The organism is Delftia tsuruhatensis NBRC 16741 (assembly GCF_001571325.1).
GTDB lineage: Bacteria > Pseudomonadota > Gammaproteobacteria > Burkholderiales > Burkholderiaceae_C > Comamonas > Comamonas tsuruhatensis.
Map to the genome: position 1 here is coordinate 225,049 of NZ_BCTO01000010.1, position 21,377 is coordinate 246,425.

Sequence of the window (21,377 nt, forward strand, 5' to 3'; positions counted from 1 at the left end):
GGGCCCGGTCCGCGCCGGTGGTTGTCAGCTTTCGGCTTTCAGGCGCGGTGCTGCAGGGCAATGCGTGGCACGGCCCGTACCAGGGCCTGGGTGTAGGGATGCTGCGGGGCGTGGAACAGTTGCTGCGGAGCCCCGCGCTCGACGATGTGGCCTTCGCTCAGCACGATGGCGTCGTCGCACAGGTGCTGGACCACGGCCAGGTCGTGGCTGATGAACAGGTAGGACAGGCCCAGCTGCTGCTGCAGATCGCGCAGCAGGTTCAGTACCTGGGCCTGCACCGAGACGTCGAGGGCGCTCACGGGCTCATCGGCCACGATGAGGCGGGGCCGCGTGACCAGGGCGCGTGCAATGGCGATGCGCTGGCGCTGGCCGCCCGAGAATTCATGCGGGTACTTGTCCAGGTCCTGCACGCGCAGCCCGACCTGCTCCAGCGTGGCGCGGGCCAGGTCGCGCCGGGCTGCGCGCTCGGGCGGTGCAGGCTGGGCGGTCAGGGGCTCGCAGACGATGTGTTCCACCGTCATGCGCGGGTCCAGCGAACCGTAGGGGTCCTGGAACACCATCTGGAAATCGCGGCGCGCCATGCGCAGTGCCTGGTTGCCGAGCCGGTGCAGATCCTGGCCCAGCAGCTGCACGCTGCCGGCGCTGGGCGTGTCCAGAGCCATGACCAGGCGTGCCAGCGTGGACTTGCCGGAGCCCGACTCGCCCACCACGCCCAGGCTGCGCCCCGCCGTCAGCGTGAAATCCACGCCGCGCAGCGCATGCACCTGCTCCGGCGCGCGCCACAACGAGCGGCGTGGCAGACGGTAGCTGCGGGCCAGGTCCGTCACCTGCAGCAGGGGCGGATCGGCAGCGGCCGGTGCCTGGCGGTCGTGCTCCGTCATGTGCTGCGGCCCTGCGTATGCATGCCCGGCGCAATGGCCTCGGAGCGCAGGCAGCGCACCACATGCGGCTGTGCCCAGGCCTGCAGGGCAGTGGGCGTGGGCCGCTGCGGGCGCTCCAGGACCAGGGCGCGCGGGCGCTCGCTGTGGCAGGTGGGCTCGGTATAGCTGCAGCGGCCCGCGAAGGCGCATCCGGCTGGCAGGTCCACCAGCTCGGGCACGGTGCCGGCAATGGTGGGCAACCGCGCCGGCGGCTGGTGGCCTGGTCCCGAAGGCTCCAGCTGCGGCCTGGCGGCGAACAGGCCGCGCGTGTAGGGATGGGCGCGGCGCGCGAAGATGGCCTCGGTCATGCCGCTTTCGACCACGGTGCCGCCGTACATCACCTGCAGCTGCTCCACGTTTTGCGCGATCACTCCCAGATCGTGCGAGATCAGCAGCAAGGCCATGGAGTGCTCTGCCACCAGTTCCTGCAGCAGATTGAGAATTTGCTGCTGCACGGTCACGTCCAGCGCCGTGGTAGGTTCGTCGGCGATCAGCAGGTCGGGCCCGCAGGCCAGGGCCATGGCGATGGTGATGCGCTGGCGCTGGCCGCCCGAGAACTGGTGCGGATAGTCATCAAAGCGCTGGGCTGCGCGGGCAATGCCCACGCGCTCCAACAGGGCCACTGCGCGCTCGCGCGCGGCCTGGCGGCCCAGGCGCTGGTGGTGGCGCAGCGGCTCGGCCACCTGGCGGCCGATGCCGTGCACGGGGTTGAGGGCCGTCATGGGCTCCTGAAACACCATGGCCATGCGGTTGCCGCGCAGGCGGCACAGCGCGCGCTCGTCCATGTCCAGCAGCTCCTGGCCGTTGAGCCGGATGCTGCCGTCCACCTGCGCATGCTCCGGCAGCAGGCCCATCAGCGCCAGGGCGGTCAGCGACTTGCCGCAGCCCGACTCGCCGATCAGGCCCAGCGTGGCGCCGCGCTCCAGGATGAATTCCAGGTTCTGCACGGCACGCGCGCGGCCGCGCGGGGTCTGCAAGGTGATGGTGAGGCCGGAGACTTCGAGCAGGGGCATGGGCGCGTGCCTTCCTCAGCGCTGGCGCGACAGGCGCGGGTCGAGCAGGTCACGCAGCCCGTCGCCCAGCAGGTTGAGCCCGAGCACGGACAGTGCAATGGCCAGGCCCGGCCACACGGCCAGCAGCGGCGCCTGGAACATGAGGGTCTGGGCCTCGCTGAGCATGCGGCCCCAGGAAGCCTGGGGCGGCTGCGTGCCCAGGCCCAGATAGGACAGGGCGGCTTCCGCCAGAATGGCCAGCGCGAACTGTATGGTGGCCTGGACCACCAGCACGGGCAGGATGTTGGGCAGCACATGGCGCCAGGTGATGCTGGCGCGGCCATGGCCGCAGGCGCGTGCAGCCAGCACGTATTCACGTGCCCAGACCGCCTTGGCCGATGCCCGCGTGATGCGCGCAAAGGTGGGAATGTTGAAGATGCCGATGGCAATGATGGCGTTGACGATGCCCGCGCCGAACACGGCCGTGAGCATGATGGCCGATAGCAGCGCAGGAAAGGCGAAACTGAAATCGGCCAGCCGCATGATGGCCTCTTCCACCCAGCCCCGGCAGGCCGCGGCGACCAGTCCCAGCACCACGCCCATCGACAGCCCGATGCCCACGGCGATCACGCCGACCAGGATGGAACTGCGCGCGCCCAGGAACAGCAGCGAGGCCACATCGCGCCCATAGGCATCGGTGCCCAGCCAGTGCAGGCTGCCGGGTGCGGCCAGCTTGGCATCCAGGTCCATGTCGTAGGCCGAGCCCGGCGTCCACCACAAGGACAGCAGCGCGGTGAGCAGCAGCAGCGCGGTCAGCATGGCACCCAGCATGAAGCTGCGGTGGCCCAGCATGCGCCGGCCCAGGCTGGCCGGCCTGCTGAGGGTGACCGCCCGCGTGGGCCGATGGCCCGGTGGCGCAGCGGTCGGCGAAACAGGGTTGCCTGGCTGGCTCATATGTCGCTGGCCTCGATGCGTGGATCAATGGCTGCGTACAGCACATCCACGATGAAGTTGATGACCACCACCATGGCCGCCAGCAGCAGCACGCAGTTGCGCACGACGATGAGGTCGCGGTTGGCGATGGACTGGAAGATCAGCCGGCCCAGGCCCGGCAGGTAGAACACGTTCTCCACCACGATGGTGCCGGCCAGCAACTGGGCAAACTGCAGCCCCATGACCGTGAGCACGGGAATCATGGCATTGCGCAGCACGTGGCCCCAGAGCACGGCGCGGCGCGGCAGGCCCTTGGCGCGGGCCGTGCGCACGAAGTCCTCGCGCAGCACTTCCAGCACGGCCGAGCGCGTGATGCGCGCCAGGATGGCCGCCTGCACCACGGCCAGCGAGATCGCCGGCAGCAGCAGGGCCTGCAGTGCGGGCAGGACGCCGCCGCCATCGGCCTCGCTCCAGCCTGGAAAGCCGCCTGCGGATAACCATTGCAGCTTCACCGAGAACACCAGGATCAGCAGGATGGCGAACCAGAAATTGGGGATGGCAATGCCGATCTGCGCCAGGCCCATGACGCCCAGGTCGCCCCATCGGTTGTGGCGCGAGGCGGCATAGATGCCCGCTGCCAGGGCCAGCACGGTGGTGATGAGCATGGCCATCACGGCTAGCGGGGCGGTCACTGCCAGGCGCTCCAGCACCAGATCGCTGACCGGTGTGCTGTAGGCGTAGCTCAGTCCCATGTCGCCATGCAGCAGCCCCTGCAGCCACTGCAGGTAGCGCTGCCAGGCTGGCTGGTCCAGTCCCAGCTGCTCGGCCAGCGCCTGCACGGCCTCGGGGGCGGCATCGGGCCCCATCAGCGTCTGGGCCGCATTGCCGGGCAGCACCTCCAGCACGCCGAACACCACGGCCGAGGCGCCCAGCAGCGTGGCTGCCAGCATCAGCAGGCGCTTGAGCAGGAAGACGCTCATGGGCAGTCGGCCTTGGCACGGTGTTGGGCTGTCACGTCGGCGGAATGTGTGTGGGTGGTTCTTGGCGGGCCCGAATGGTAATGCGCACGGCCCATGCGCGCAGCATAGCGGCCTTTGAAGGTGCATCGCTCCGTGCCGATCCGGCGCGTATGCTTGCCCGTGCAGCCTTCATGCGTATGAAGGGGGCAGGATAATGGCGCAATGACTGATGCCACCTTGCTGCAAGGCCCGTTCGGGGTGCAAGGGCCTGCCCGGCCCGGAGCGTGGCGTGCGCTTGCGAGGGACCTGCCATGGCTTTGATGATCACCGACGAATGCATCAACTGCGATGTCTGCGAACCCGAGTGCCCCAACGATGCAATCTCCATGGGCGAGGAGTACTACGAGATCGAGCACAGCAAGTGCACGGAATGCGTGGGGCATTTCGATGAACCCCAGTGCGTGCAGATCTGCCCCGTGGCCTGCATTCCCGTGAATCCCGCCCACGTGGAAGACCGCGAGACGCTGATGCAGAAATACCTGCGTCTGCAATCCCAGGCTCCCGCCGCTTCCTGATCGCTCAGCCCTTGTCGCTCTCGGCTGTGGCCGGGTGCACGGGCTTGGGGCGTGGAGGCTTGGTGGTGTGGATCAGCAAGGTCGCCTTGTCCATGTCGCCCGCCTGCAGCTCGGGCCAGGCCTTGAGCGAATGGGCAATGCTGCCCTCGATCAGCTGGCGCTGGTCGGGCGCGGGCTTCTTGAGCACCCAGTTGGCGACTTCGGCCTTGTGCCCCGGGTGGCCTATGCCGATGCGCAGCCGCCAGTAGTCGGCCGAGCCCAGCTGGGCATGGATATCGCGCAGGCCGTTGTGGCCGCCGTGGCTGCCGCCGCGCTTGAGCTTGACCTGGCCTGGGGCGAAGTCCAGTTCGTCATGGACCACGAGGACCTCCTCGGGCTGGATCTTGAAAAAGCGCGCCAGCGCGCCCACCGATTTGCCGGACAGGTTCATGAAGGTCTGCGGCTCGAGCAGCCAGACACTCTCGCCACGCACGCTGGCGCGGGCCAAGAGGCCGAAGTAGCTGCGCTCGGGCACCAGGTGGACCTTGAGTTCGCGCGCCAGCGCATCTATCCACCAAAAACCCGCGTTGTGGCGGGTGTCCTCATACTCCGGCCCGGGATTGCCCAGGCCGACAAACAATTTGATCATCGGGCGATTATCTCCATGGCGGCCTCAGCAGGCAGGCGATGGTGTTCACCATGCAAAAGGCCCACGCGAGGTGGGCCTTTTGCAGGTTGCGGCAGCCGCAGCCGCCGCAAGGGAAAGCCAAGAATTACTTCTTGCCCTTCTTTGCCGGAGCGGCCGGGGCCGCTGCGGGAGCTGCGGATGCATCAGGAGCCACTTCGGGCAGCTTGATGGAGATCAGGGCCGGGTTCTTGTTGGAGCCGCGCACCACAGCCTTCACGCCGTTGGGCAGCTTGACGTTCTGCAGGCCCAGGGTCGACTTGGAGGTCAGGCCGCTCAGGTCCACCTTGATGAACTCGGGCAGTTGGGCGGGCATGCACACCACGTCCAGTTCATGGATCAGGGGAGTGATGGTGCAGTTCTCGACCTTGACGGCCTGGGACTGTTCCATGCCTTCGAAGTGCAGCGGCACCTTCAGGTGAACCTTGGTCTTGTCGTCAACGCGCTGGAAGTCCACGTGCAGGATCAGCTGCTTGTAGGGGTGGAATTGCACGTCGCGCAGCACGACCTTGGAGGTCTGGCCGTTGACTTCCATGTCCAGAACGCTGGAATGGAACACTTCCTTCTTCAGGGCGTGCCACAGGGCGTTGTGATCGATCTCGATCAGTTGGGCTTCGGCAGCACCGCCGTAGACGATGCCAGGGGCCTTGCCCGAATTGCGCAGACGGCGGCTCGCACCCGTACCTTGCTTGGCGCGCTCAAAAGCGACGAATTGCATAACTAACTCCTAGATGGATGGACCGCGACCAGCCTCATCCGTTGATAAAAGAACGCCTGCCCCGTGCGGAACAGGCTGCTCTTGCGGTGTCCCGGGATGGTCCTGAAACCATCCCGGAACGCGCAAACCTCCCGAAGGAGGTTTGCTGGTTCAGACCACAGGGGCCGATATTTTATTCGGAGAACAGGCTCAGCACCGAATCGCCGGTGGAAATCCGCTGGATTGTCTGGGCAATCAGGGGGGCCACGGACAGTTGGCGGATCTTGCCGCAAGCCTGGGCTTCGGCGCTCAGAGGAATGGTGTTGGTCACCACGACCTCGTCCAGTGCACTGCCGTTGCCGATGCGCTCGATGGCCGGACCCGAGAAGATCGGGTGCGTGCAATAGGCGTAGACGCTCTTGGCACCACGCTGCTTGAGCACTTCGGCTGCCTTCACCAGGGTGCCGGCGGTGTCGATCATGTCATCCATGATCACGCAGTTGCGGCCGTCGATGTCGCCGATCACGTGCATGACTTCGGAGACGTTAGCCTTGGGGCGGCGCTTGTCGATGATGGCCAGGTCGCAGCCCAGCTGCTTGGCCAGCGCACGGGCACGGACCACGCCACCCACGTCGGGCGAGACAACGATCAGGTCTTCGTAGTTCTTCTGGCGCAGATCGCCCAGCAGCACCGGCGTGGCATAGATGTTGTCCACGGGGATGTCGAAGAAGCCCTGGATCTGGTCTGCGTGCAAGTCCATGGTCAGCACGCGCTCAACACCCACGGCCTGCAGCATGTTGGCCACGACCTTGGCCGTGATCGGCACGCGGGTGGAGCGCGGGCGGCGGTCCTGGCGGGCATAGCCGAAGTAGGGAATCACCGCGCAGATGCGCTCGGCCGATGCACGCTTGAGGGCGTCCACCATGACCAGCAGTTCCATCAGGTTGTCGTTGGTCGGTGCGCAGGTCGATTGCACGACGAAGACGTCGCGCGTACGCACGTTCTGCTTGATCTCGACGGCGACTTCTCCATCGGAGAAGCGACCCACGTCGGCTGCACCCAGCGTGGTGCCGAGGTGCTGAACGATTTCAGCGGCCATGCCAGGATTGGCATTGCCGGTGAAGACCATGATGTCAGGATGATGTGAATGCATTGAGCGCCCCAGTACGATGGGTTTGCCTTGACGCGAAAGACGTTTGGCAGGGGAGGAAGGACTCGAACCCTCGCATGCCGGAATCAAAATCCGGTGCCTTTACCAACTTGGCGACTCCCCTACACAGGCCCTCTGCCGCAGGCAGACAGCCTATAAACTCTCATCTTTGAGCCAATCCTTGAGGGGATGGGCCTGCAGATTCCTGCAAACTCTGACATTCCAGATGCCTGGGGCATTCTCGAAGTCGATTGTTTGCGTCAGTGGTGCAAATACTGCACTTCCCGAGCCCGTCATTCTAGCACGCAGTTTGAAGGACTTGAGCCAATCAATGGCTTTTTTCACTTCAGGCTGCAGCCTTTCGGCGACGGGCTGCAAGTCGTTCTGGCCAAAGCCATAGTGATCTGCAGCAAAGTCGGCGATTGTAGCATGGGCATGATCGCGCTTGAGGTCGGGGGCGCGGAAGATGGACAGGGTTTCCAGTCCCGCCTCGGGCTTGACCACCACGAACCGCTGGGGCGGCAGGGCATGGCTGTGCTCCAGCGGCGTGATGTGCTCGCCTATGCCCTCCACCCAGGCGGAGCTGCCGCACAGAAAGAAGGGCACATCTGCGCCCAGGCCCAGTCCAATGCGCTGCAGTTCGCGCCGGGTCAGGTTCAGTTGCCACAGGCGGTTCAGCGCCATGAGGGTGGATGCCGCATCCGACGATCCTCCGCCCATCCCGGCCTGTGCCGGCAGGCGCTTTTCCACGCCTATGTGCACGCCCTGGCTGCAGCCGGTGGCCTGTTGCAGCGCGCGTGCGGCCCGCATGATGAGGTCGTCGGCAGGAAGGGCCATGCCCGAGAGGTCCTCGCGGCTGACGTTGCCGTCGCCGCGCTTGTCGAAGTGCAGCGTGTCGTGCCAGTCCAGCAGCATGAAGACCGATTGCAGCAGGTGGTAGCCATCGTCTCGGCGGCCGGTGATATGGAGGAACAGGTTGAGCTTGGCCGGAGCCGGCACGTCGTGGAGCGAGCGCATGGGCTGGAGAGGATGAGAGGGATGGAGGCGGGTGCGGCGGGATGGGGGTGCAGAGGGCGCGCCCGGCGCAAATCAGGGTGTGTCGAGCACGATGCGCAGCGCTGCCGGCGGCTGCGGGTCATGGCGCCGGGCGGACAGGCGGCCCTGCTCCATGCGGGAGAGGTCGACCTGCCAGCCTGCGGCTGCGGTGGCCCGGCCCTGCAGCCAGTCGAACAGGGCGGCGATGGGCAGGTCGCTGCCCGTCAGCTCTTGCACCAGCGTGGGCAGCGAGTCCGAGGTCTTGCGGTCCTCGCCTTGCTGCAGGCTGGCCTGTCCTGGAGCCCAGAGCAGGCGTGCCAGCGTCGATCCCAGGGGGGTGAACAGCAGCAACTCGCCGCGCTGGGGTGTGCCCAGCAGCTCGAAGCCTGCGCTGAAGGAGTGGTTCTGCGCATCTTCCACCTGCAGCGCCAGTCGGCCCGACCAGTGCCCGGCGGCGGCCGGTGCTGCTGCATCGGCCTGGAGCTGGCGGGGTGGCAGGGCGCAGCCGGCCAGAGTCAGCAGCGCCGTGGCAGCAGCCGTGGCGCACAGCTGCCGGCGGATGAGCATGGGGCGCAAACGATGGGGCACGGGGTGGGGCACGGCGCGGCGGCTCAAAGCGAGACGCCCAGGCGGCGCAGGGTGTCGCGCAGCGTGGTGTTGTCGGGGCTGGAGGCCAGGCCCTGGCGCCAGATCTTCTGCGCGCGTTCGCGATCGCCCTTGACCCAGAGCACCTCGCCCAGGTGCGCCGCGATCTCCACGTCGGGGCGGGAGGCGTAGGCGCTTTCAAGCAGCTTGAGCGCTTCGTCCAGGTTGCCTTGGCGGAATTTCACCCAGGCCAGGCTGTCGGTGATGAAGGGGTCGCCTGGCGACATCTCCAGCGCCTTGCCCACGAGCTTTTCTGCTTCGTCCAGATGGATGCCGCGCTCGGCGAAGGAGTAGCCCAGCGCGTTGTAGGCATGCTGGAAGTCGGGCCGACGCGCGATGATACCGCGCAGCAGCCGCTCCATTTCGTCATGCTTGCCGATGCGCTCCGCGAGCAGGGCCGTGTCGTAGGCCAGTTCGGCGTCTTCGGGGTCCTGTTTTTGCAGCTCGGCCTGCAGCGCATAGGCCTGGGCATTCTGATTGGCGTCGCGCAACAGCTGCACTTCGGCCAGGCGCTTGAGCCGTTGCTGGCTGGGGCCGCTGGCAGGCACGGCTTCGATCAGGGCGCGCGCTTCCTTGAGCTTGCCCTGGCGTGCAAGCAGGCTCGCTCGGCGCGCCTGCACGCTCAGCAGGTTGGGGGCATCGTCGATGCGGCGCAGCAGGGCATCGGCCTCGTCGAACCTGCCTTGCTTTTCAGCGATCTGTGATTGCAGCAGGTAGTACTGGGACTGGCCAGCGCTGCGCGCCACGCCGGCAGGAATCTGCGGCACGAGCTTGCCGAAGCGCTCGGTGGATGCCTGAGCCGCACCCACATCGTTCGTTTGCAGCTGCAGGGCGGCCAGCGTGGCCCAGGCTTCGGCGTAGTCGGGCGAATCCATGGTGATGGAGACCAGTTGCTGCCGGGCCTCGTCCAGGCGCTGCTGACCCAGCAGCACGCGGGCATAGGCCATGCGCATCTGGGCTGACGGGTTCTTGGCCAGGTAGCGCTTGACGATGGGTTCCGCCTCCGGCATGCCGGCTTCCAGCAGCTCCATGGACAGCAGGGCCACGGGGCCTGTGTCGGGCGTCAGCGCCTGGGCCTTTTGCACGGCCTGCATGGCTGCGGCCTTTTGCCCGGCGCCCAGGCGCATGTGGCCGATGGTGGCCCAGGCCAGCGGGCCGCTGGCCGGATTGTCGGTTTCGCCGGCCATAGCCTGCTCGACCACATCGGCAGCAAGGGCCTTGTCGCTGGCGTTGTTGTAGAGCTGGGTGATGCCCAGATAGGTGGCAGGCTTGGACGGAGCGGGCGTGGCCTCGATCTCGCGCTTGAGATAGCTGCCGGTATCGGCGATGCGGTTCAGCGCAACGAGGATCTGGAGCACGAAGCGGTTGGCATCGCGTGACTGGGGAAAGGCGTCCAGCCAGGCGCGGGCATTGGCCAGTGCGCGCTCACCGGAGCGCGACTGCAGCGCCAGTTCCGTGCCACGGCGGTACAGCTGCTCGCTGCCGCTGGTGCGCGCAGCCTCCATCATCATGGCCTGGGCATCGCCCAGCGCGCCTTCGCTGGCAGCGATTTCGCCGACCAGGATCTCGTAGAACAGTTCGGCGTTGAGCGCTGCGCGCTCCTCTTCGGCAGACGCGGCGGCGGACGATGGAGGTTCCGGGGATTCCGTCTCGATGGTGGCTGCGGTCTTGCCAGGCAGAGCCCAGGCAGTGGCGGAACCCATGGCCAGGGCTGCTGCCACGGCGAGTCCCTGAAGGCGAAGGCGATGATCCATCGAATCATAATAATCGAAGCCTCGGCCCGCATTTCGCACAACCTCAGTACAACCCGGATCGCATGCCCGAATTGCCAGAAGTAGAAGTCACGCGGCGTGCGTTCGCCTCGCAGATCGCCGGAGCGCGCATTGAATCCGTGGCGCTGGGCAAGCCATTGCGCTGGCCTCTGGGCATTGCCCCCGAGCTTCTGACCGGGCGCGAGGTGCACAGCGTGCACCGGCGCGGCAAGTACCTGCTGATGCAACTGAGCGAAGGCCTGCTCATGCTGCATCTGGGCATGTCGGGCAGCCTGCGTTTCGTGGCGCCGCACGAGTTGCCGCTGGGTCCGGCGGGCGCACATGACCATTTCGATCTGCACACCAGCAAGGGCCAGCTGCGCCTGCACGATCCGCGCCGGTTCGGTGCGGTGATGTATGTGCCGGCCGAGAACGATCCCTGGGCGCGCAGGCTGCTGGACCATCTGGGAATGGAGCCGCTGGATGACAGCTTCCTGTTCGAGACCTTCAAGGCCGGTCTGAAGGCCAGCCGTACGCCCATCAAGCAATTGCTGCTGAGCGGCAGCGTGGTGGTGGGCGTGGGCAATATCTATGCGTCCGAAGTGCTGTTCATGGCACGCATTGCGCCCACGCAGCCGGCCTGCGAGGTGGGGCCGCGCAAGGTGCGCCGGCTGTTCGAGGAGATTCGCCGCGTGCTGGAACTGGCGGTGGAGCAAGGGGGCACGACGCTGCGTGATTTCTCGGCGCCCGACGGCATGGCAGGCCACTTCCAGCTGCAGGCCAAGGTGTATGGCCGCGAGGGCCAGCCCTGCACGCATTGCGGCTCGCCCATACAGCTGCTGCGCCAGGGCCAGCGCAGCACCTACTTTTGCGCGCGGTGTCAGAAAGCGTGAGATTGCCTCAAAAAGAGGAGCGAATTCTCAACGTCTCGTAACGCTTGTGGAGGCCAGTCTGCGCGAGATTCATATCGGGTCTGTGCGGGAAGCTCACATTTCTGAAAAATCACCCCTCAGCCGCGCTGGATTGATGGTGAAATATTGTTTCATTTGTAAATAAACGATGTTTTGCCCTGAATCCCCCCGTTCCAGGAGCCGGCCTTGGGGCGCAGCTGCGGGCAAAACGGGGCGACGGTGCTATATTTTGATGAGAAAAGGCATCACGCTTGCGGCGCAATGTCGAGGCGATCACTAAGCATCGGCAGGCATTGGCGATGCAATGGCGGGGGAAACACGTGGGACCATCATTCAACGAGCAATTCGACCAGCATGGCGCATGGCGCCGTGGCTTTGCGCAGCAATTGCATGCGCTGCGCGAATGGTTGCAGTCCCAGGAGCTGCTGGATGTCGCTGTGCAGGAGCGGCTGCAGCGGCTGGAAGCCCAGGTGCGCGGCGACAAGGTCATGGTGGCCTTCGTGGCCGAGTTCTCCCGCGGCAAGTCCGAGCTGATCAACGCAGTCTTCTTCGCCCACTACGGCCGCCGCCTCATGCCGGCCAGCGCAGGTCGCACCACCATGTGCCCGGCCGAGCTGGGCTGGGAAGCCGAACTGCAGCCCAGCCTGCGCCTGCTGCCCATCGATACGCGCGAATCGCTGGAAAGCCTGGGCCAGTGGCGCGCCCGGCCCGAGGCCTGGCTGCAGCTGCCGCTGGATGTGAACAATGCCCAGCAGATTGCCGACACGCTGGCCAAGGTGGCCGAGGTGCGCAAGGTGTCGGTGGATCTGGCGCGAACCTGGGGCTTCTGGCATGACGATGACCAGGGCGGCAATCCCTTCGTGGATGAGCAGGGCCTGGTGGAGGTGCCCATGTGGCGCCACGCGCTGATCAACATGCCCCATCCCCTGCTCAAGCAGGGGCTGGTCATTCTGGATACGCCCGGCCTGAATGCCGTGGGTGCCGAGCCCGAGCTGACCGTCAACCTCATCCCCCAGGCCCATGCCGTGGTCTTCGTGCTGGCGGCCGATACCGGCGTGACCAAGTCCGACCTGGCCATCTGGCGCGACCATGTGCTGCCGCCCGATGCGGCGTCGGGCCAGCAGGCACTGGCCGATTCGCGGCTGGTGGTGCTCAACAAGATAGATACGCTGTGGGATAGCCTCAGCTCCGCGACGCAGGTGCAGGCCCAACTGCAGCGCCAGCGCCAGGAATCGGCCCAGATGCTGGGCCTGCCTGTGGAGCGGGTGTTGCCCGTGTCGGCACAAAAGGGCCTGGTGGCCAAGGTCTCCGGCAACGAGGCGCTGCTGCAGGCCAGCGGGCTGCCCATGTTCGAGAACATGCTGGCCGAGGGCATCATGGGCCAGCGCCAGAAGGTGCTGCAGACGGCTGTCAGGGCCAATGTGCAGCAGTTGCAGGTCGAGGTGGAGCGCGTGCTCAATATCCGCCGCCGCGACCTGGACGACCAGATGGCCGAGCTGCGCAGCCTGCGCGGCAAGAACGCCAGCGTGATTGCCTCCATGCGCAACCGCATCGAGAGCGAGCAGCGCGATTTCGATGCCAGCGCCGCCAGGATCCAGGCCGTGCGCCTGGTGCACATGCGCATGCTGCGCGACATCTTCCGCCAGCTCGGTTCCAGCGCGCTCAAGCAGGAACTGGTCGATCTCAAGGAGGCGCTGGAGCAGCGCGGCCTGAAGCTGGGCGCGCGCAAGGTCTACGCGGAAACCTTCGAACGCCTGCGCACCGTGGCGACCCGGGCCCAGGCGCAGGCCGGCGAGATCCAGTCCATGCTGGGCGCGACCTTCAAGGAACTCAATGCCGAGTTCGGCTTCTCGCTGCAGGCTCCTGCGCAGCTGGAGCTGACCGAGTTCGGCGGCGACCTGCAGCGCATCGAGGCCAGCTACACCCAGTACCTGGGCCTGGGCCACGCGCTCAGGCGCAGCAATCCCGCGTTTGCCCAGCGGCTGATCAAGGCCCTTGCCATGCGTCTGCGCACGGTCTTCGAGTCTGCGGCCAACGACGTGGACATGTGGAGCAAGTCCGCCACGGCCCAGCTGGATGCCCAATTGAAAGAGCGCAAGCGCAGCTTTGCCCGCCGCATCGAAGCGGTGGACCGCATCCAGAATGCGGCTTCGGGCCTGGTCGAGCGCATTGCCGAAATCGAGGCCGCCGACGAACAGCTCACGGCCTTGCAGCTGCAGCTGGGACAGGCCACCATGGAACTGCTGCAACCCCTGTCGCCCACGCCCGCCTTCCCCGGCCTGGCAAAGGCTGCACAGGAAACTTCACTGACTGCTTGATATCTTGACCTTTCCCTCGATTGCCACGCCCGTCGTGCAGTGGCAGGCGTCGCATGGACGCAATCACCTGCCCTGGCAGCAGACGCGCGATCCCTACCGCGTCTGGCTCTCTGAAATCATGCTGCAGCAGACCCAGGTGAGCACCGTGCTGGGCTACTACCAGCGCTTCCTTGATGCCTTTCCCGATGTCGCCAGCCTCGCGGCCGCACCGCAGGATGCCGTGCTGGCGCTGTGGAGCGGCCTGGGCTACTACAGCCGTGCGCGCAACCTGCACCGCTGCGCCCAGGCTGTGGTCCAGGAGTGGGGTGGTGCCTTTCCACGCAGGGCCGAGGATCTGGCCACGCTGCCCGGCATAGGCCGGTCCACGGCGGGCGCCATCGCGTCCTTTTGCTTTTCCGAGCGCGTGCCCATCCTCGACGCCAATGTGCGGCGCGTGCTCACGCGCGTGCTGGCTTTCGATGCCGATCTGGCCGTGGCCAGGAACGAGCGCGAACTGTGGGACCTGGCCCAGCAGCTGTGCCCCACCGAGGACCTGCAGCAGGCCATGCCCCGCTATACCCAGGGCCTGATGGACCTGGGTGCCACCATCTGCACGCCGCGCAAGCCCAGCTGCCTGGTCTGTCCGCTGCAGCCGCAGTGCCGGGCGGCCCGCTTCGGCAATCCCGAAAACTACCCCGTGCGAACGCGCAAGCTCAAGCGCAGTTCCGAGGCTTGGTGGCTGCTGATCGCCGTGGACGGGCAAGGCCGCGTCTGGCTGGAGCGCCGCCCGCAGCAGGGCATCTGGGCGGGCCTTTATGCGCCTCCTGTGTTCAATGAACGCGAGGCGCTGGAGCAGGCCGCCGCACGGCACTGGCCCGCCGCACGATCCGCCGACTGGACCGAGCTGCCGGCTTTCCTGCATGTGCTCACCCACCGTGATTTGCATCTGCATCCGGTGCGCGTGCCTGTCCATGGCAGCGGCCCGGATGCTGCCATGGCAGACGGCCAGGGCTGCTGGGCCGATGCCAGGGCCTGGGCCGACATGGGCCTGCCGGCCCCGGTGCGCAAGCTGCTGGATGCGCAGTTTGCGGGCTGAAGCCCAAGGCCGCCGCGTCTTCCTAGAACGTGCGGCGCGGCAGGAGCAGGGCGCAGCGCAGCAGCATCCACGCCAGCCATTGTTCACGTGCGCCCGGCTTGCGCCGTGCGCGTGCGGCGGCCTCGGCAATGTGCAGACGCAGGCTGAACAGGGCCTGGCGGTCGCCCCTTTGCACCGCCTGGTGCCAGGCCTGCTCGCAGCGCTGGCGTTCCAGCGCCTGATCGAGCGGGCTGCGCACGCCGGGCACATCGGCCGTGCCATGGGTGTCGGTGAGGACGTTCATGGCTGCAGCGCTCCCACGGTTGGGCGGGTGCCTGCGTCTGCATCGCCGCGGTCGCCATCCTGCCGGCCAAAGGCATACCAGTCCACATGCCGTGTGCAGACCATGATCAGGGCCAGCACGGCGAACAGCGCGATGGAGCCCACGATGAGCGCGCTTTGCTCCAGCTGCAGCAGCACATACAGCAGGCCGTAGAGCGAGGCGATTCCCGCAGCAAACGGCAGGCCGCGCTGCAGGCTGTCCAGGATGTGGCTGGCGTAGTAGGCCAGCAGCAGCACGCAGGCCGAGGCAGCAATGCCGTAGGCGCTGGCAAATCCCATGTGCTCCGACAGGCTGATCAGCAGCAGGAAGAAGCTGCACAGCGCCGATCCCACCAGCAGGTACTGGATGGGGTGCACGCGCAATTGCTTGAGCACCTCGAACAGGCCGACGGCCACAAAGGTCAGCACCACGAAGAGCAGGCCGTACTTGGTGGCCCGGTCGCTCAGCGAGTAGGCGTTGATGGGATCCACGAAGTCGGTGTCCAGCGACTCCAGGCAGGGGCCGCTGCTGGGCGCGTGCGCCGTGGCGGCGTATTCCTCCATGTCGCGGCGGCCTGGCTGGCACAGCGGCTGCTGGTCGGTGAAGGCCTGGCGCGCGGAAGAGGCCAGTGCCGAGAGATTCCAGCTGGCGTTGAATCCCTTGTCGCTGACTTCACGCCGGTTGGGCAGGAAGCTGCCGCCGAACGAGGGGTGGGGCCAATCGGCCGACAGCTGGACCTGGCTGTGGCTGCCCAGCGGCACGAAGGCCAGCTTTTCGGTGCCCACCAGTTCCAGGGCAATCTTCAGCTCAAGGGGCTCGTCCTTCTTGAGCAGGGCAGGCGCCAGCTCCGCCTGCAGGCCTTGCGAGTAGCGTTCCAGCGAGGTACCGGGTCCCACGTCCAGGCTCTTGCCGCCGGCCTCGATGGTGGCCGAGCGTATACCGCGCGGATCGGTCAGCGACAGCGCCACGCGCAGTGCGCCGCAGCGCACGGCCTGGTTGGCTGTCGCTTCGATGGACGGCTTTTCCAGGTACTGCGCGGCATGGGTGAAGCTGGCGCTGATGCTGTCCTGCATGGCGTAGGTGCTGACCTGGTGCAGGCCGCGCGAGCGCTCTTCCATGCGTGCCGTTGCCTCATGGCGCAGTTGGTCGGGCAGCAGCATGCGCTGGAACTGGCGCGTGGTCCATTCCGTCTTGCTGCCCTTTTCTATGCCGGTGGTCTCGGTGCAGTTTTGCACCAGCACCGGTCCCATCAGCGTCTGGCGTCCGGCCAGGCTGGCGACCACGCCCTGCACGGCGTTGTCGCGGTTGCGTATGCGGTCGCGCACCACGTCATGTACCAGGCCCAGGCCCAGCATCAAAAGGCCCAGCATGACCAGCAGGGCCACGCCTTTGGCAAGAAGTCGGTTCTTCATTCCACATCCCGTTCGTTGATCGTGGACGCAGTCTGGGCGGGGGCTGTGTGGCCGGAATGAAGTCTGTGAAGTGAAGGTGAAGTCGGATTCGCGCCTCCAAATCCGAGTGAACAGGCCCTGGCGGTCAGGGTGCCCGCAGTGGCCAGTTCAGCGTGACACGCAGCCCGGGCTGGGCGTTGGCGGCCTGCATGCTGCCGCCGTGCAGCAGCATGATGCGCAGCACGATGGACAGGCCCAGTCCCGTGCCGCTGCGCTCCCCGTTGGGGCGGGGGGTGGTGAAAAAGCGTTCGCCCAGCCGGCCCAGCAGGGCCTCGGGCACGCCGGGGCCGTGGTCGCGCACGCTGACACGGCCGGGCTCCAGGTCCACTTGGATGCTGCTGCCCTCTGGGGCGAAGTCGATGGCGTTGCTCAGCAGGTTGCTGAGGGCCAGCACCACCAGGTCCTGCTCCCAGGGGCCGCTGCTGTCCTGGCCTTGCAGCACCAGCCGGATGCGGCGCTGGTGCGCAGCGCTGTGCACTTGCGCCATGGCCTGTTCGGCACAGGCCTGCAGGCTGCAGGCCGTGTGCGCGTGCAGGGCGCGGCGCTGCTCCAGCTGGCTCAGGCGCAGCAACTGGTCCACAAGGTTCTGCAGGCGCTGGCACTGGTCCACCACCTGGCGCGCGAACAGCTCGCGGTCGGCGGCGGGCAGGTCTTCCTGCAGCAGCTCGCCTGCGCCACGGATGGCGGCCACGGGGCTCTTGAGTTCGTGCGTGAGGGCGCGCACATAGCCCTCGATGTAGTCGCGCCCCTCCAGGCGGCTGCGCATGTTCTCCATGGCACGGGCCAGTTCGCCCAGCTCGCCGGGCATGCGTGGCGCCTCGGGCATGGGCGGGGCGGTGGTGGGCGAGGCGGCCTCGTTGAGCGTGGGCGCCTGTACCTGCTGGGCATAGCTGCGCAGGCGCCGCACATGGATGACCAGCCACCAGGTCACGGCAAAGCCCACGCCGGCCGACAGCAGGAGGAACAGCAGGCCGCCGCGCAGCATCTTGCTTTCCGCGCTGTCCACGATCTTCTGCACCGAGTGCGCGGGCTTGGAGGCCGTGAGCACGCCCGCAATGCGGCCTTCCACCATGATGGGTGCCGACACATACATGACGCTGCTGGCCTCGTCGTTCTGCACCTCGCGCGTGGTGCGTGCGCCGTATTCGCCGCGCAGCGTGCGGTACACGTCGCGCCAGCGCGAGTAGTCGGCGCCCTGGTCCAGGCCGGCTGAGTCGAACAGCACCAGGCCTTGCTGGTCGGTGATGGTGACGCGCATGTCCAGGCTGGTCTTGCGCGTGTCCCAGATCCAGACCTTGACGGTCTGGTTGGCATAGGCCTGCATGTGGTGCGCGAAGCGGCTGTCCGCAAGGCTTTGCTGCAGCACGCCGCTGGCCATGTCGTCGCTGGCCAGCGCGGCCAGGGCGTAGGCGGTTTCGACCAGCGTGTCCTCGGTCACCTTGCGCACGCTGGGCTTGACCTCGACCATGAAGACGCGCAGCACGAAGAATGCGGCCAGGCCGTTGATGACGAAAAAGGCGAAGAACAGCCGCAGTCCGAGGCGCATGGCGTGCGGCGGCGTGTCAGCCCGGCAGCGTCAGGCTGTAGCCCATGCCGCGGTGGGTGGTGATGAAGTCCTGCTGCGGCACCTGGGCACGCAGCTTGGCGCGCAGGGTCTTGACGTGGGTGTCCACGGTGCGGTCCGTGCTGTCGCTGTCCTGGCCCCAGATGCTGTCGAGCAGGAACTCGCGGCTCAGGATGCGTCCGGGGCGCTCCAGCAGGCAGCGCAGCAGCTGGTACTCGCGCCGCGTCAGCTCCAGGGGCACGCCCTGCATGCGCACGCGCTGACCTTGCGTATCGATGCTGAACAGGGCATCTGCCGGCGGCGCTGTGCTGGCTGTGGGCGCGGGCTGCAGGCGCTGCGCACGGCGCAGCAGGGCGCGGGTGCGGGCCACCAGCTCGCGCGGGCTGAAGGGTTTGGTCAGGTAGTCGTCGGCGCCCAGCTCCAGGCCCAGCACGCGGTCCATTTCCTCGCCGCGTGCGCTGAGCACCAGCAGCGGCACGGCGGCGCCTGCCTGGCGCAGCTCGCGGCACCAGTCCAGGCCGTTGCCATCGGGCAGGCCCACGTCCAGCAGCAGGGCATCGGGCGGCTGCGCCTGCCATTGCGCGCGTGCATCGGCCAGCTGCAGGCAGTGGCGCACGGCGATGCCGTCACGCTCCAGCGCATAGCAGACGGTGCGCGCGATGGCGGGGTCGTCCTCCACCAGCAACACGCGCGGGGCGTTCGTCATCGGCATGCCTTGCATCGCAGTACTCCGGGAGCGGACCCTGGCGCTTCAGATGTCGTGCGCAAGCAGGTCGGCAGGCTTGAGCGTGGGCCGGCTGTCCAGCGAGCGGTGCCGGCACAGCGTGGGCCAGCGCGGGGCGAAGTGCCGCGCCAGTTCCTCGACCAGGAAGACCGAGCGGTGCTGTCCCCCGGTGCAGCCGATGGCCACGGTGACATAGCTGCGGTGGTTGCTGGCCATCATGTCCAGCCAGGACTCCAGGAACTGCTGGATGTCGCGGCGCATCTGGTCCACGCCGGGCTGCTGGCGCAGGAACTCGGCCACGGGCGCATCCATGCCGGTCAGCGGGCGCAGCTGGGGTTCGTAGTGCGGATTGGGCAGCATGCGCACATCGAATACATAGTCGGAATCCGAGGGCAGGCCGTGCTTGAAGCCGAAGGACTGGAAGACCAGGGTCATCTGGCCCACCGGGGCCGCAATCAGCTCCTTGATATAGCTTTGCAGCTGGGACGAGCGCAGGTGGCTGGTGTCGATGACATGCGATTTCTCGCGCAATTCGCCCAGCAGTTCGCGCTCGGTTTCTATGTCCTGCACCAGGGCGCGGCGGCCCTCGGCGACAGGCCCTTGCGACAGAGGATGGCGGCGCCGCGTTTCGGAGAAGCGCCGCACCAGGGTGCCCGTGGTGGCGTCCAGAAAGACCAGGTGGGGCACGACACCCTGGCGCTGCAGCCGTTCGAGCTGCCCGGGCAGGTGGGGCAATCCCCCGGCGCTGCGCGCATCCATGGCGATGGCCACCTTGTTGCTGTGGCGGCCGTGCTCCAGTTCGACGAAGGCGGACAGCAGCTCGGGAGGCAGGTTGTCCACGCAGTAGTAGCCGGCATCCTCCAGCGCATGCAGGGCGACGGATTTGCCCGATCCGGACATCCCGGTGATCAGCACGATCTCAAGCGACATGGCATCAGCCTCCATTGGTGTTGCGCGCGCCGTTGGCCGCACGGTCTGGCTTGGGCCGGGTACGCTGCGCGTCGGCCTGCGGCCGCTGCCGGCCGGGCCTGCGCGGCGCCGGGCGGGGCGGGGGTGCCTGGCGCGCCATGGCCAGCATTTCGCGGGCATGGGCCATCGTGGTTTCGGACTGGCGCTCGCCGCCCAGCATGCGGGCCAGCTCTGCCTCGCGCGCGGCGCTGTCCAGCGGCTGCACGGTGCTGAGCGTGCCCTGCCTTGCGCGCTGCTTGGCCACCAGATAGTGGTGGTCGGCACAGGCCGCGACCTGCGGCAGATGGGTGACGGACAGCACTTGGCGCGATCGGCCCAGCGCATGCATGAGGCGGCCCACGGTCTCGGCGACGGCGCCGCCCACGCCCGAGTCCACCTCGTCGAAGATCAGCGTGCCGGCCTCGCCCAGCTCGCTGGTGGTCACGGCAATGGCCAGCGAAATGCGCGACAGCTCACCGCCCGACGCCACCTTGGCAATCGGCTTGGGGCTGGCTCCAGGATGGCCGGCGACCAGGAAGGCCACGCTGTCCACGCCAAAGGCACCGGGAGAATCGGCCGTGGACAGGGCGGCCTCGAACAGGCCGCCTTCCATGCCCAGGCCCTGCATGGCCTGGGTGATGGCGCGTGACAGGCGCGGCGCAGCCAGGGCGCGTTGCTGCGACAGCACCCGGGCGCTGGCCTGGTAGTGCTGCTGCGCGGATTGCTCTGCAGCGTGCAGGGCCTCGATGTCCACGGCGGCGTCCAGCTGCTGCAGCTCCTGGCGCCAGCCGGCCAGCAGTGCCGGCAGCTCATCGGGCGTGCGGCGGTAGCGGCGCGCCAGCTGCATCCACAGCGACAGGCGTGCATCCAGCTCGGCCAGGCGTTCGGGGTCCAGGTCGGCGCGGCGCAGATAGGCCTGCAGCGAATGGCGCGCATCCTGCACCTGGGCCGTGCACGAGGCCAGCACGTCGGCGATGTTCTGGAACTCGGGCTCCAGGTGTTCCTGGTTCTGTATCAGATGGCTGGCGCGGCCCAGCGGAGTGATCACGCCGGCCTCGTCGTCCTCCAGCATCTGCAGCGTGGTCTGGGCGGTGTCTATCAGGGTCTGGGCATGCGACAGGCGCGTGTGCTGGGCATTGAGCTCGTCCCACTCGTCGGCCTGCGGGGCCAGCTTGTCGAGTTCGGTGATCTGCCACTGCAGCCGTTCGCGTTCGCGCTGCAGGCTGTCCTGGGCTGATTGCGCATGCTGCAGGGCTTGTCGTGCCTGGCTCCAGCGGCTCCAGCAGGCCTGGACCTCGCGGCTGTCTATGCCCGCATAGGCGTCCAGCAGCGCGCGTGCTGCGTCGGGCCGCGTGAGGCTTTGCCAGGCATGCTGGCCGTGGATGTCGATCAGCTGCTCGCCCAGGGCGCGCAGCTGCGTGGCCGTGGCCGGCGTGCCGTTGATCCAGGCGCGGCTGCGGCCCTGGGTGTCCACCGTGCGCCGCAGCAGCAGGCTGTTGTCCTCGCAGGCCAGGCCTGCCGCCTCCAGCCAGGGGCGCAGCCGCGCGCAGCCGTCGAACTCCACGCAGATATCGGCCTGGGGGCAGCCTTCGCGCACCACGTCGGCGTCGGCGCGGGCGCCCAGGGCCAGCTGCAATGCATCGATCAGGATGGATTTGCCGGCGCCGGTCTCGCCGGTCAGCACGGTGAAGCCCGCATGCCAGTCCAGATCCAGGGCCTGCACGATCACGAAGTCGCGCAGCACGATGCGCTTGAGCGCCATGG

The 21,377-nt window shown here is 67.3% G+C and carries 20 protein-coding genes and 1 tRNA gene; 4 read left to right on the forward strand and 17 right to left on the reverse strand.

Translation table 11 applies throughout. From position 1 onward, the window contains the following. Window positions 1-38: 38 nt before the first annotated feature. Genes DTS01S_RS04100 through DTS01S_RS04115 form a run of 4 tightly spaced genes read right to left on the reverse strand, consistent with a single transcriptional unit; the run spans window position 39 to window position 3,825 of the window. A complete protein-coding gene (locus DTS01S_RS04100) occupies window positions 39-881 on the reverse strand; it encodes an ATP-binding cassette domain-containing protein (protein WP_017406289.1) in 843 nt (280 codons plus the stop codon). Then, window positions 878-1,933, reverse strand: coding sequence for an ABC transporter ATP-binding protein (locus DTS01S_RS04105; RefSeq protein ID WP_061287376.1), 1,056 nt, complete (start codon window positions 1,931-1,933; stop codon window positions 878-880). Before DTS01S_RS04105 ends, DTS01S_RS04100 begins: the two co-directional genes overlap by 4 nt. A 15-nt stretch (window positions 1,934-1,948) precedes the next feature. After that, window positions 1,949-2,866, reverse strand: coding sequence for an ABC transporter permease (locus tag DTS01S_RS04110; protein WP_016445693.1), 918 nt, complete (start codon window positions 2,864-2,866; stop codon window positions 1,949-1,951). After that, complete coding sequence (locus DTS01S_RS04115; protein ID WP_061287377.1) at window positions 2,863-3,825, reverse strand: ABC transporter permease; 963 nt, start codon at window positions 3,823-3,825, stop codon at window positions 2,863-2,865. Before DTS01S_RS04115 ends, DTS01S_RS04110 begins: the two co-directional genes overlap by 4 nt. A gap of 290 nt (window positions 3,826-4,115) precedes the next feature. Between DTS01S_RS04115 and DTS01S_RS04120 the strand changes: the two genes are divergently transcribed. Then, window positions 4,116-4,379: a YfhL family 4Fe-4S dicluster ferredoxin gene (locus DTS01S_RS04120; RefSeq protein WP_016445695.1), complete on the forward strand. Its 264-nt coding sequence runs from the start codon at window positions 4,116-4,118 to the stop codon at window positions 4,377-4,379. A 4-nt stretch (window positions 4,380-4,383) separates the two neighbouring features. On the opposite strand, the gene pth is transcribed toward DTS01S_RS04120, so the two are convergent. From pth to DTS01S_RS04155, 7 genes are all read right to left on the reverse strand, one after another. After that, window positions 4,384-5,007 (reverse strand): aminoacyl-tRNA hydrolase, encoded by a 624-nt coding sequence (gene pth, locus DTS01S_RS04125; RefSeq protein ID WP_061287378.1) that lies wholly within the window; start codon window positions 5,005-5,007, stop codon window positions 4,384-4,386. A 124-nt stretch (window positions 5,008-5,131) separates the two neighbouring features. Further along, complete coding sequence (locus DTS01S_RS04130; RefSeq protein WP_016445697.1) at window positions 5,132-5,761, reverse strand: 50S ribosomal protein L25/general stress protein Ctc; 630 nt, start codon at window positions 5,759-5,761, stop codon at window positions 5,132-5,134. A 172-nt stretch (window positions 5,762-5,933) separates the two neighbouring features. Continuing rightward, window positions 5,934-6,893 (reverse strand): ribose-phosphate pyrophosphokinase, encoded by a 960-nt coding sequence (locus tag DTS01S_RS04135; RefSeq protein ID WP_026063011.1) that lies wholly within the window; start codon window positions 6,891-6,893, stop codon window positions 5,934-5,936. 44 nt (window positions 6,894-6,937) lie between these two features. Further along, a tRNA-Gln gene (locus DTS01S_RS04140) sits at window positions 6,938-7,014 on the reverse strand. 29 nt (window positions 7,015-7,043) lie between these two features. Further along, window positions 7,044-7,907, reverse strand: coding sequence for a 4-(cytidine 5'-diphospho)-2-C-methyl-D-erythritol kinase (ispE, locus tag DTS01S_RS04145; protein WP_017405119.1), 864 nt, complete (start codon window positions 7,905-7,907; stop codon window positions 7,044-7,046). A 72-nt stretch (window positions 7,908-7,979) separates the two neighbouring features. Further along, complete coding sequence (locus DTS01S_RS04150) at window positions 7,980-8,492, reverse strand: lipoprotein insertase outer membrane protein LolB (RefSeq protein WP_017405120.1); 513 nt, start codon at window positions 8,490-8,492, stop codon at window positions 7,980-7,982. 44 nt (window positions 8,493-8,536) lie between these two features. Beyond that, complete coding sequence (locus tag DTS01S_RS04155) at window positions 8,537-10,324, reverse strand: tetratricopeptide repeat protein (protein WP_026062311.1); 1,788 nt, start codon at window positions 10,322-10,324, stop codon at window positions 8,537-8,539. Between the two features lie 62 nt (window positions 10,325-10,386). On the opposite strand from DTS01S_RS04155, the gene mutM reads away from it, so the two are divergent. The 3 genes from mutM (at window position 10,387) to mutY (ending at window position 14,625) form a co-directional block, all read left to right on the forward strand. Then, window positions 10,387-11,214, forward strand: coding sequence for a bifunctional DNA-formamidopyrimidine glycosylase/DNA-(apurinic or apyrimidinic site) lyase (mutM, locus tag DTS01S_RS04160; protein ID WP_017405121.1), 828 nt, complete (start codon window positions 10,387-10,389; stop codon window positions 11,212-11,214). Between the two features lie 338 nt (window positions 11,215-11,552). Beyond that, on the forward strand, window positions 11,553-13,550 hold the full coding sequence (locus DTS01S_RS04165) for a dynamin family protein (protein ID WP_017405122.1): 1,998 nt from the start codon (window positions 11,553-11,555) through the stop codon (window positions 13,548-13,550). Between the two features lie 4 nt (window positions 13,551-13,554). After that, window positions 13,555-14,625, forward strand: a complete 1,071-nt coding sequence (mutY, locus tag DTS01S_RS04170) for an A/G-specific adenine glycosylase (RefSeq protein ID WP_017405123.1) — start codon at window positions 13,555-13,557, stop codon at window positions 14,623-14,625. 22 nt (window positions 14,626-14,647) lie between these two features. Here the strand turns inward: mutY and DTS01S_RS04175 are convergent, their stop codons facing one another. From DTS01S_RS04175 to recN, 6 genes are all read right to left on the reverse strand, one after another. Continuing rightward, the gene (locus DTS01S_RS04175; protein WP_017405124.1) at window positions 14,648-14,908 is read right to left on the reverse strand and encodes a hypothetical protein; all 261 of its coding nucleotides are present in this window, start codon (window positions 14,906-14,908) and stop codon (window positions 14,648-14,650) included. Further along, window positions 14,905-16,338: a cell envelope integrity protein CreD gene (gene creD / locus DTS01S_RS04180; RefSeq protein WP_061287379.1), complete on the reverse strand. Its 1,434-nt coding sequence runs from the start codon at window positions 16,336-16,338 to the stop codon at window positions 14,905-14,907. The genes DTS01S_RS04175 and creD overlap by 4 nt, the downstream gene beginning before the upstream one ends. 124 nt (window positions 16,339-16,462) lie before the next feature. Next, window positions 16,463-17,923, reverse strand: a complete 1,461-nt coding sequence (creC, locus tag DTS01S_RS04185) for a two-component system sensor histidine kinase CreC (protein WP_017405125.1) — start codon at window positions 17,921-17,923, stop codon at window positions 16,463-16,465. A 16-nt stretch (window positions 17,924-17,939) separates the two neighbouring features. Then, window positions 17,940-18,662, reverse strand: a complete 723-nt coding sequence (gene creB / locus DTS01S_RS04190) for a two-component system response regulator CreB (protein WP_016445708.1) — start codon at window positions 18,660-18,662, stop codon at window positions 17,940-17,942. 30 nt (window positions 18,663-18,692) lie between these two features. Continuing rightward, complete coding sequence (gene rapZ / locus DTS01S_RS04195) at window positions 18,693-19,595, reverse strand: RNase adapter RapZ (RefSeq protein WP_016451048.1); 903 nt, start codon at window positions 19,593-19,595, stop codon at window positions 18,693-18,695. A gap of 4 nt (window positions 19,596-19,599) precedes the next feature. Beyond that, window positions 19,600-21,375: a DNA repair protein RecN gene (recN, locus tag DTS01S_RS04200; protein WP_017405127.1), complete on the reverse strand. Its 1,776-nt coding sequence runs from the start codon at window positions 21,373-21,375 to the stop codon at window positions 19,600-19,602. Window positions 21,376-21,377: the final 2 nt, after the last annotated feature.

Coding starts and splice junctions, on each gene's coding strand:
- DTS01S_RS04135 (WP_026063011.1), bottom strand. CDS start 6,893: ATGCATTCACATCATCCTGACATCATGGTCTTCACCGGCAATGCCAAT.
- DTS01S_RS04130 (WP_016445697.1), bottom strand. CDS start 5,761: ATGCAATTCGTCGCTTTTGAGCGCGCCAAGCAAGGTACGGGTGCGAGC.
- ispE (WP_017405119.1), bottom strand. CDS start 7,907: ATGCGCTCGCTCCACGACGTGCCGGCTCCGGCCAAGCTCAACCTGTTC.
- DTS01S_RS04115 (WP_061287377.1), bottom strand. CDS start 3,825: ATGAGCGTCTTCCTGCTCAAGCGCCTGCTGATGCTGGCAGCCACGCTG.
- rapZ (WP_016451048.1), bottom strand. CDS start 19,595: ATGTCGCTTGAGATCGTGCTGATCACCGGGATGTCCGGATCGGGCAAA.
- DTS01S_RS04110 (WP_016445693.1), bottom strand. CDS start 2,866: ATGAGCCAGCCAGGCAACCCTGTTTCGCCGACCGCTGCGCCACCGGGC.
- DTS01S_RS04155 (WP_026062311.1), bottom strand. CDS start 10,324: ATGGATCATCGCCTTCGCCTTCAGGGACTCGCCGTGGCAGCAGCCCTG.
- DTS01S_RS04100 (WP_017406289.1), bottom strand. CDS start 881: ATGACGGAGCACGACCGCCAGGCACCGGCCGCTGCCGATCCGCCCCTG.
- recN (WP_017405127.1), bottom strand. CDS start 21,375: ATGGCGCTCAAGCGCATCGTGCTGCGCGACTTCGTGATCGTGCAGGCC.
- DTS01S_RS04120 (WP_016445695.1), top strand. CDS start 4,116: ATGGCTTTGATGATCACCGACGAATGCATCAACTGCGATGTCTGCGAA.
- creB (WP_016445708.1), bottom strand. CDS start 18,662: ATGCAAGGCATGCCGATGACGAACGCCCCGCGCGTGTTGCTGGTGGAG.
- DTS01S_RS04150 (WP_017405120.1), bottom strand. CDS start 8,492: ATGCTCATCCGCCGGCAGCTGTGCGCCACGGCTGCTGCCACGGCGCTG.
- DTS01S_RS04175 (WP_017405124.1), bottom strand. CDS start 14,908: ATGAACGTCCTCACCGACACCCATGGCACGGCCGATGTGCCCGGCGTG.
- DTS01S_RS04105 (WP_061287376.1), bottom strand. CDS start 1,933: ATGCCCCTGCTCGAAGTCTCCGGCCTCACCATCACCTTGCAGACCCCG.
- pth (WP_061287378.1), bottom strand. CDS start 5,007: ATGATCAAATTGTTTGTCGGCCTGGGCAATCCCGGGCCGGAGTATGAG.
- creC (WP_017405125.1), bottom strand. CDS start 17,923: ATGCGCCTCGGACTGCGGCTGTTCTTCGCCTTTTTCGTCATCAACGGC.
- creD (WP_061287379.1), bottom strand. CDS start 16,338: ATGAAGAACCGACTTCTTGCCAAAGGCGTGGCCCTGCTGGTCATGCTG.
- mutM (WP_017405121.1), top strand. CDS start 10,387: ATGCCCGAATTGCCAGAAGTAGAAGTCACGCGGCGTGCGTTCGCCTCG.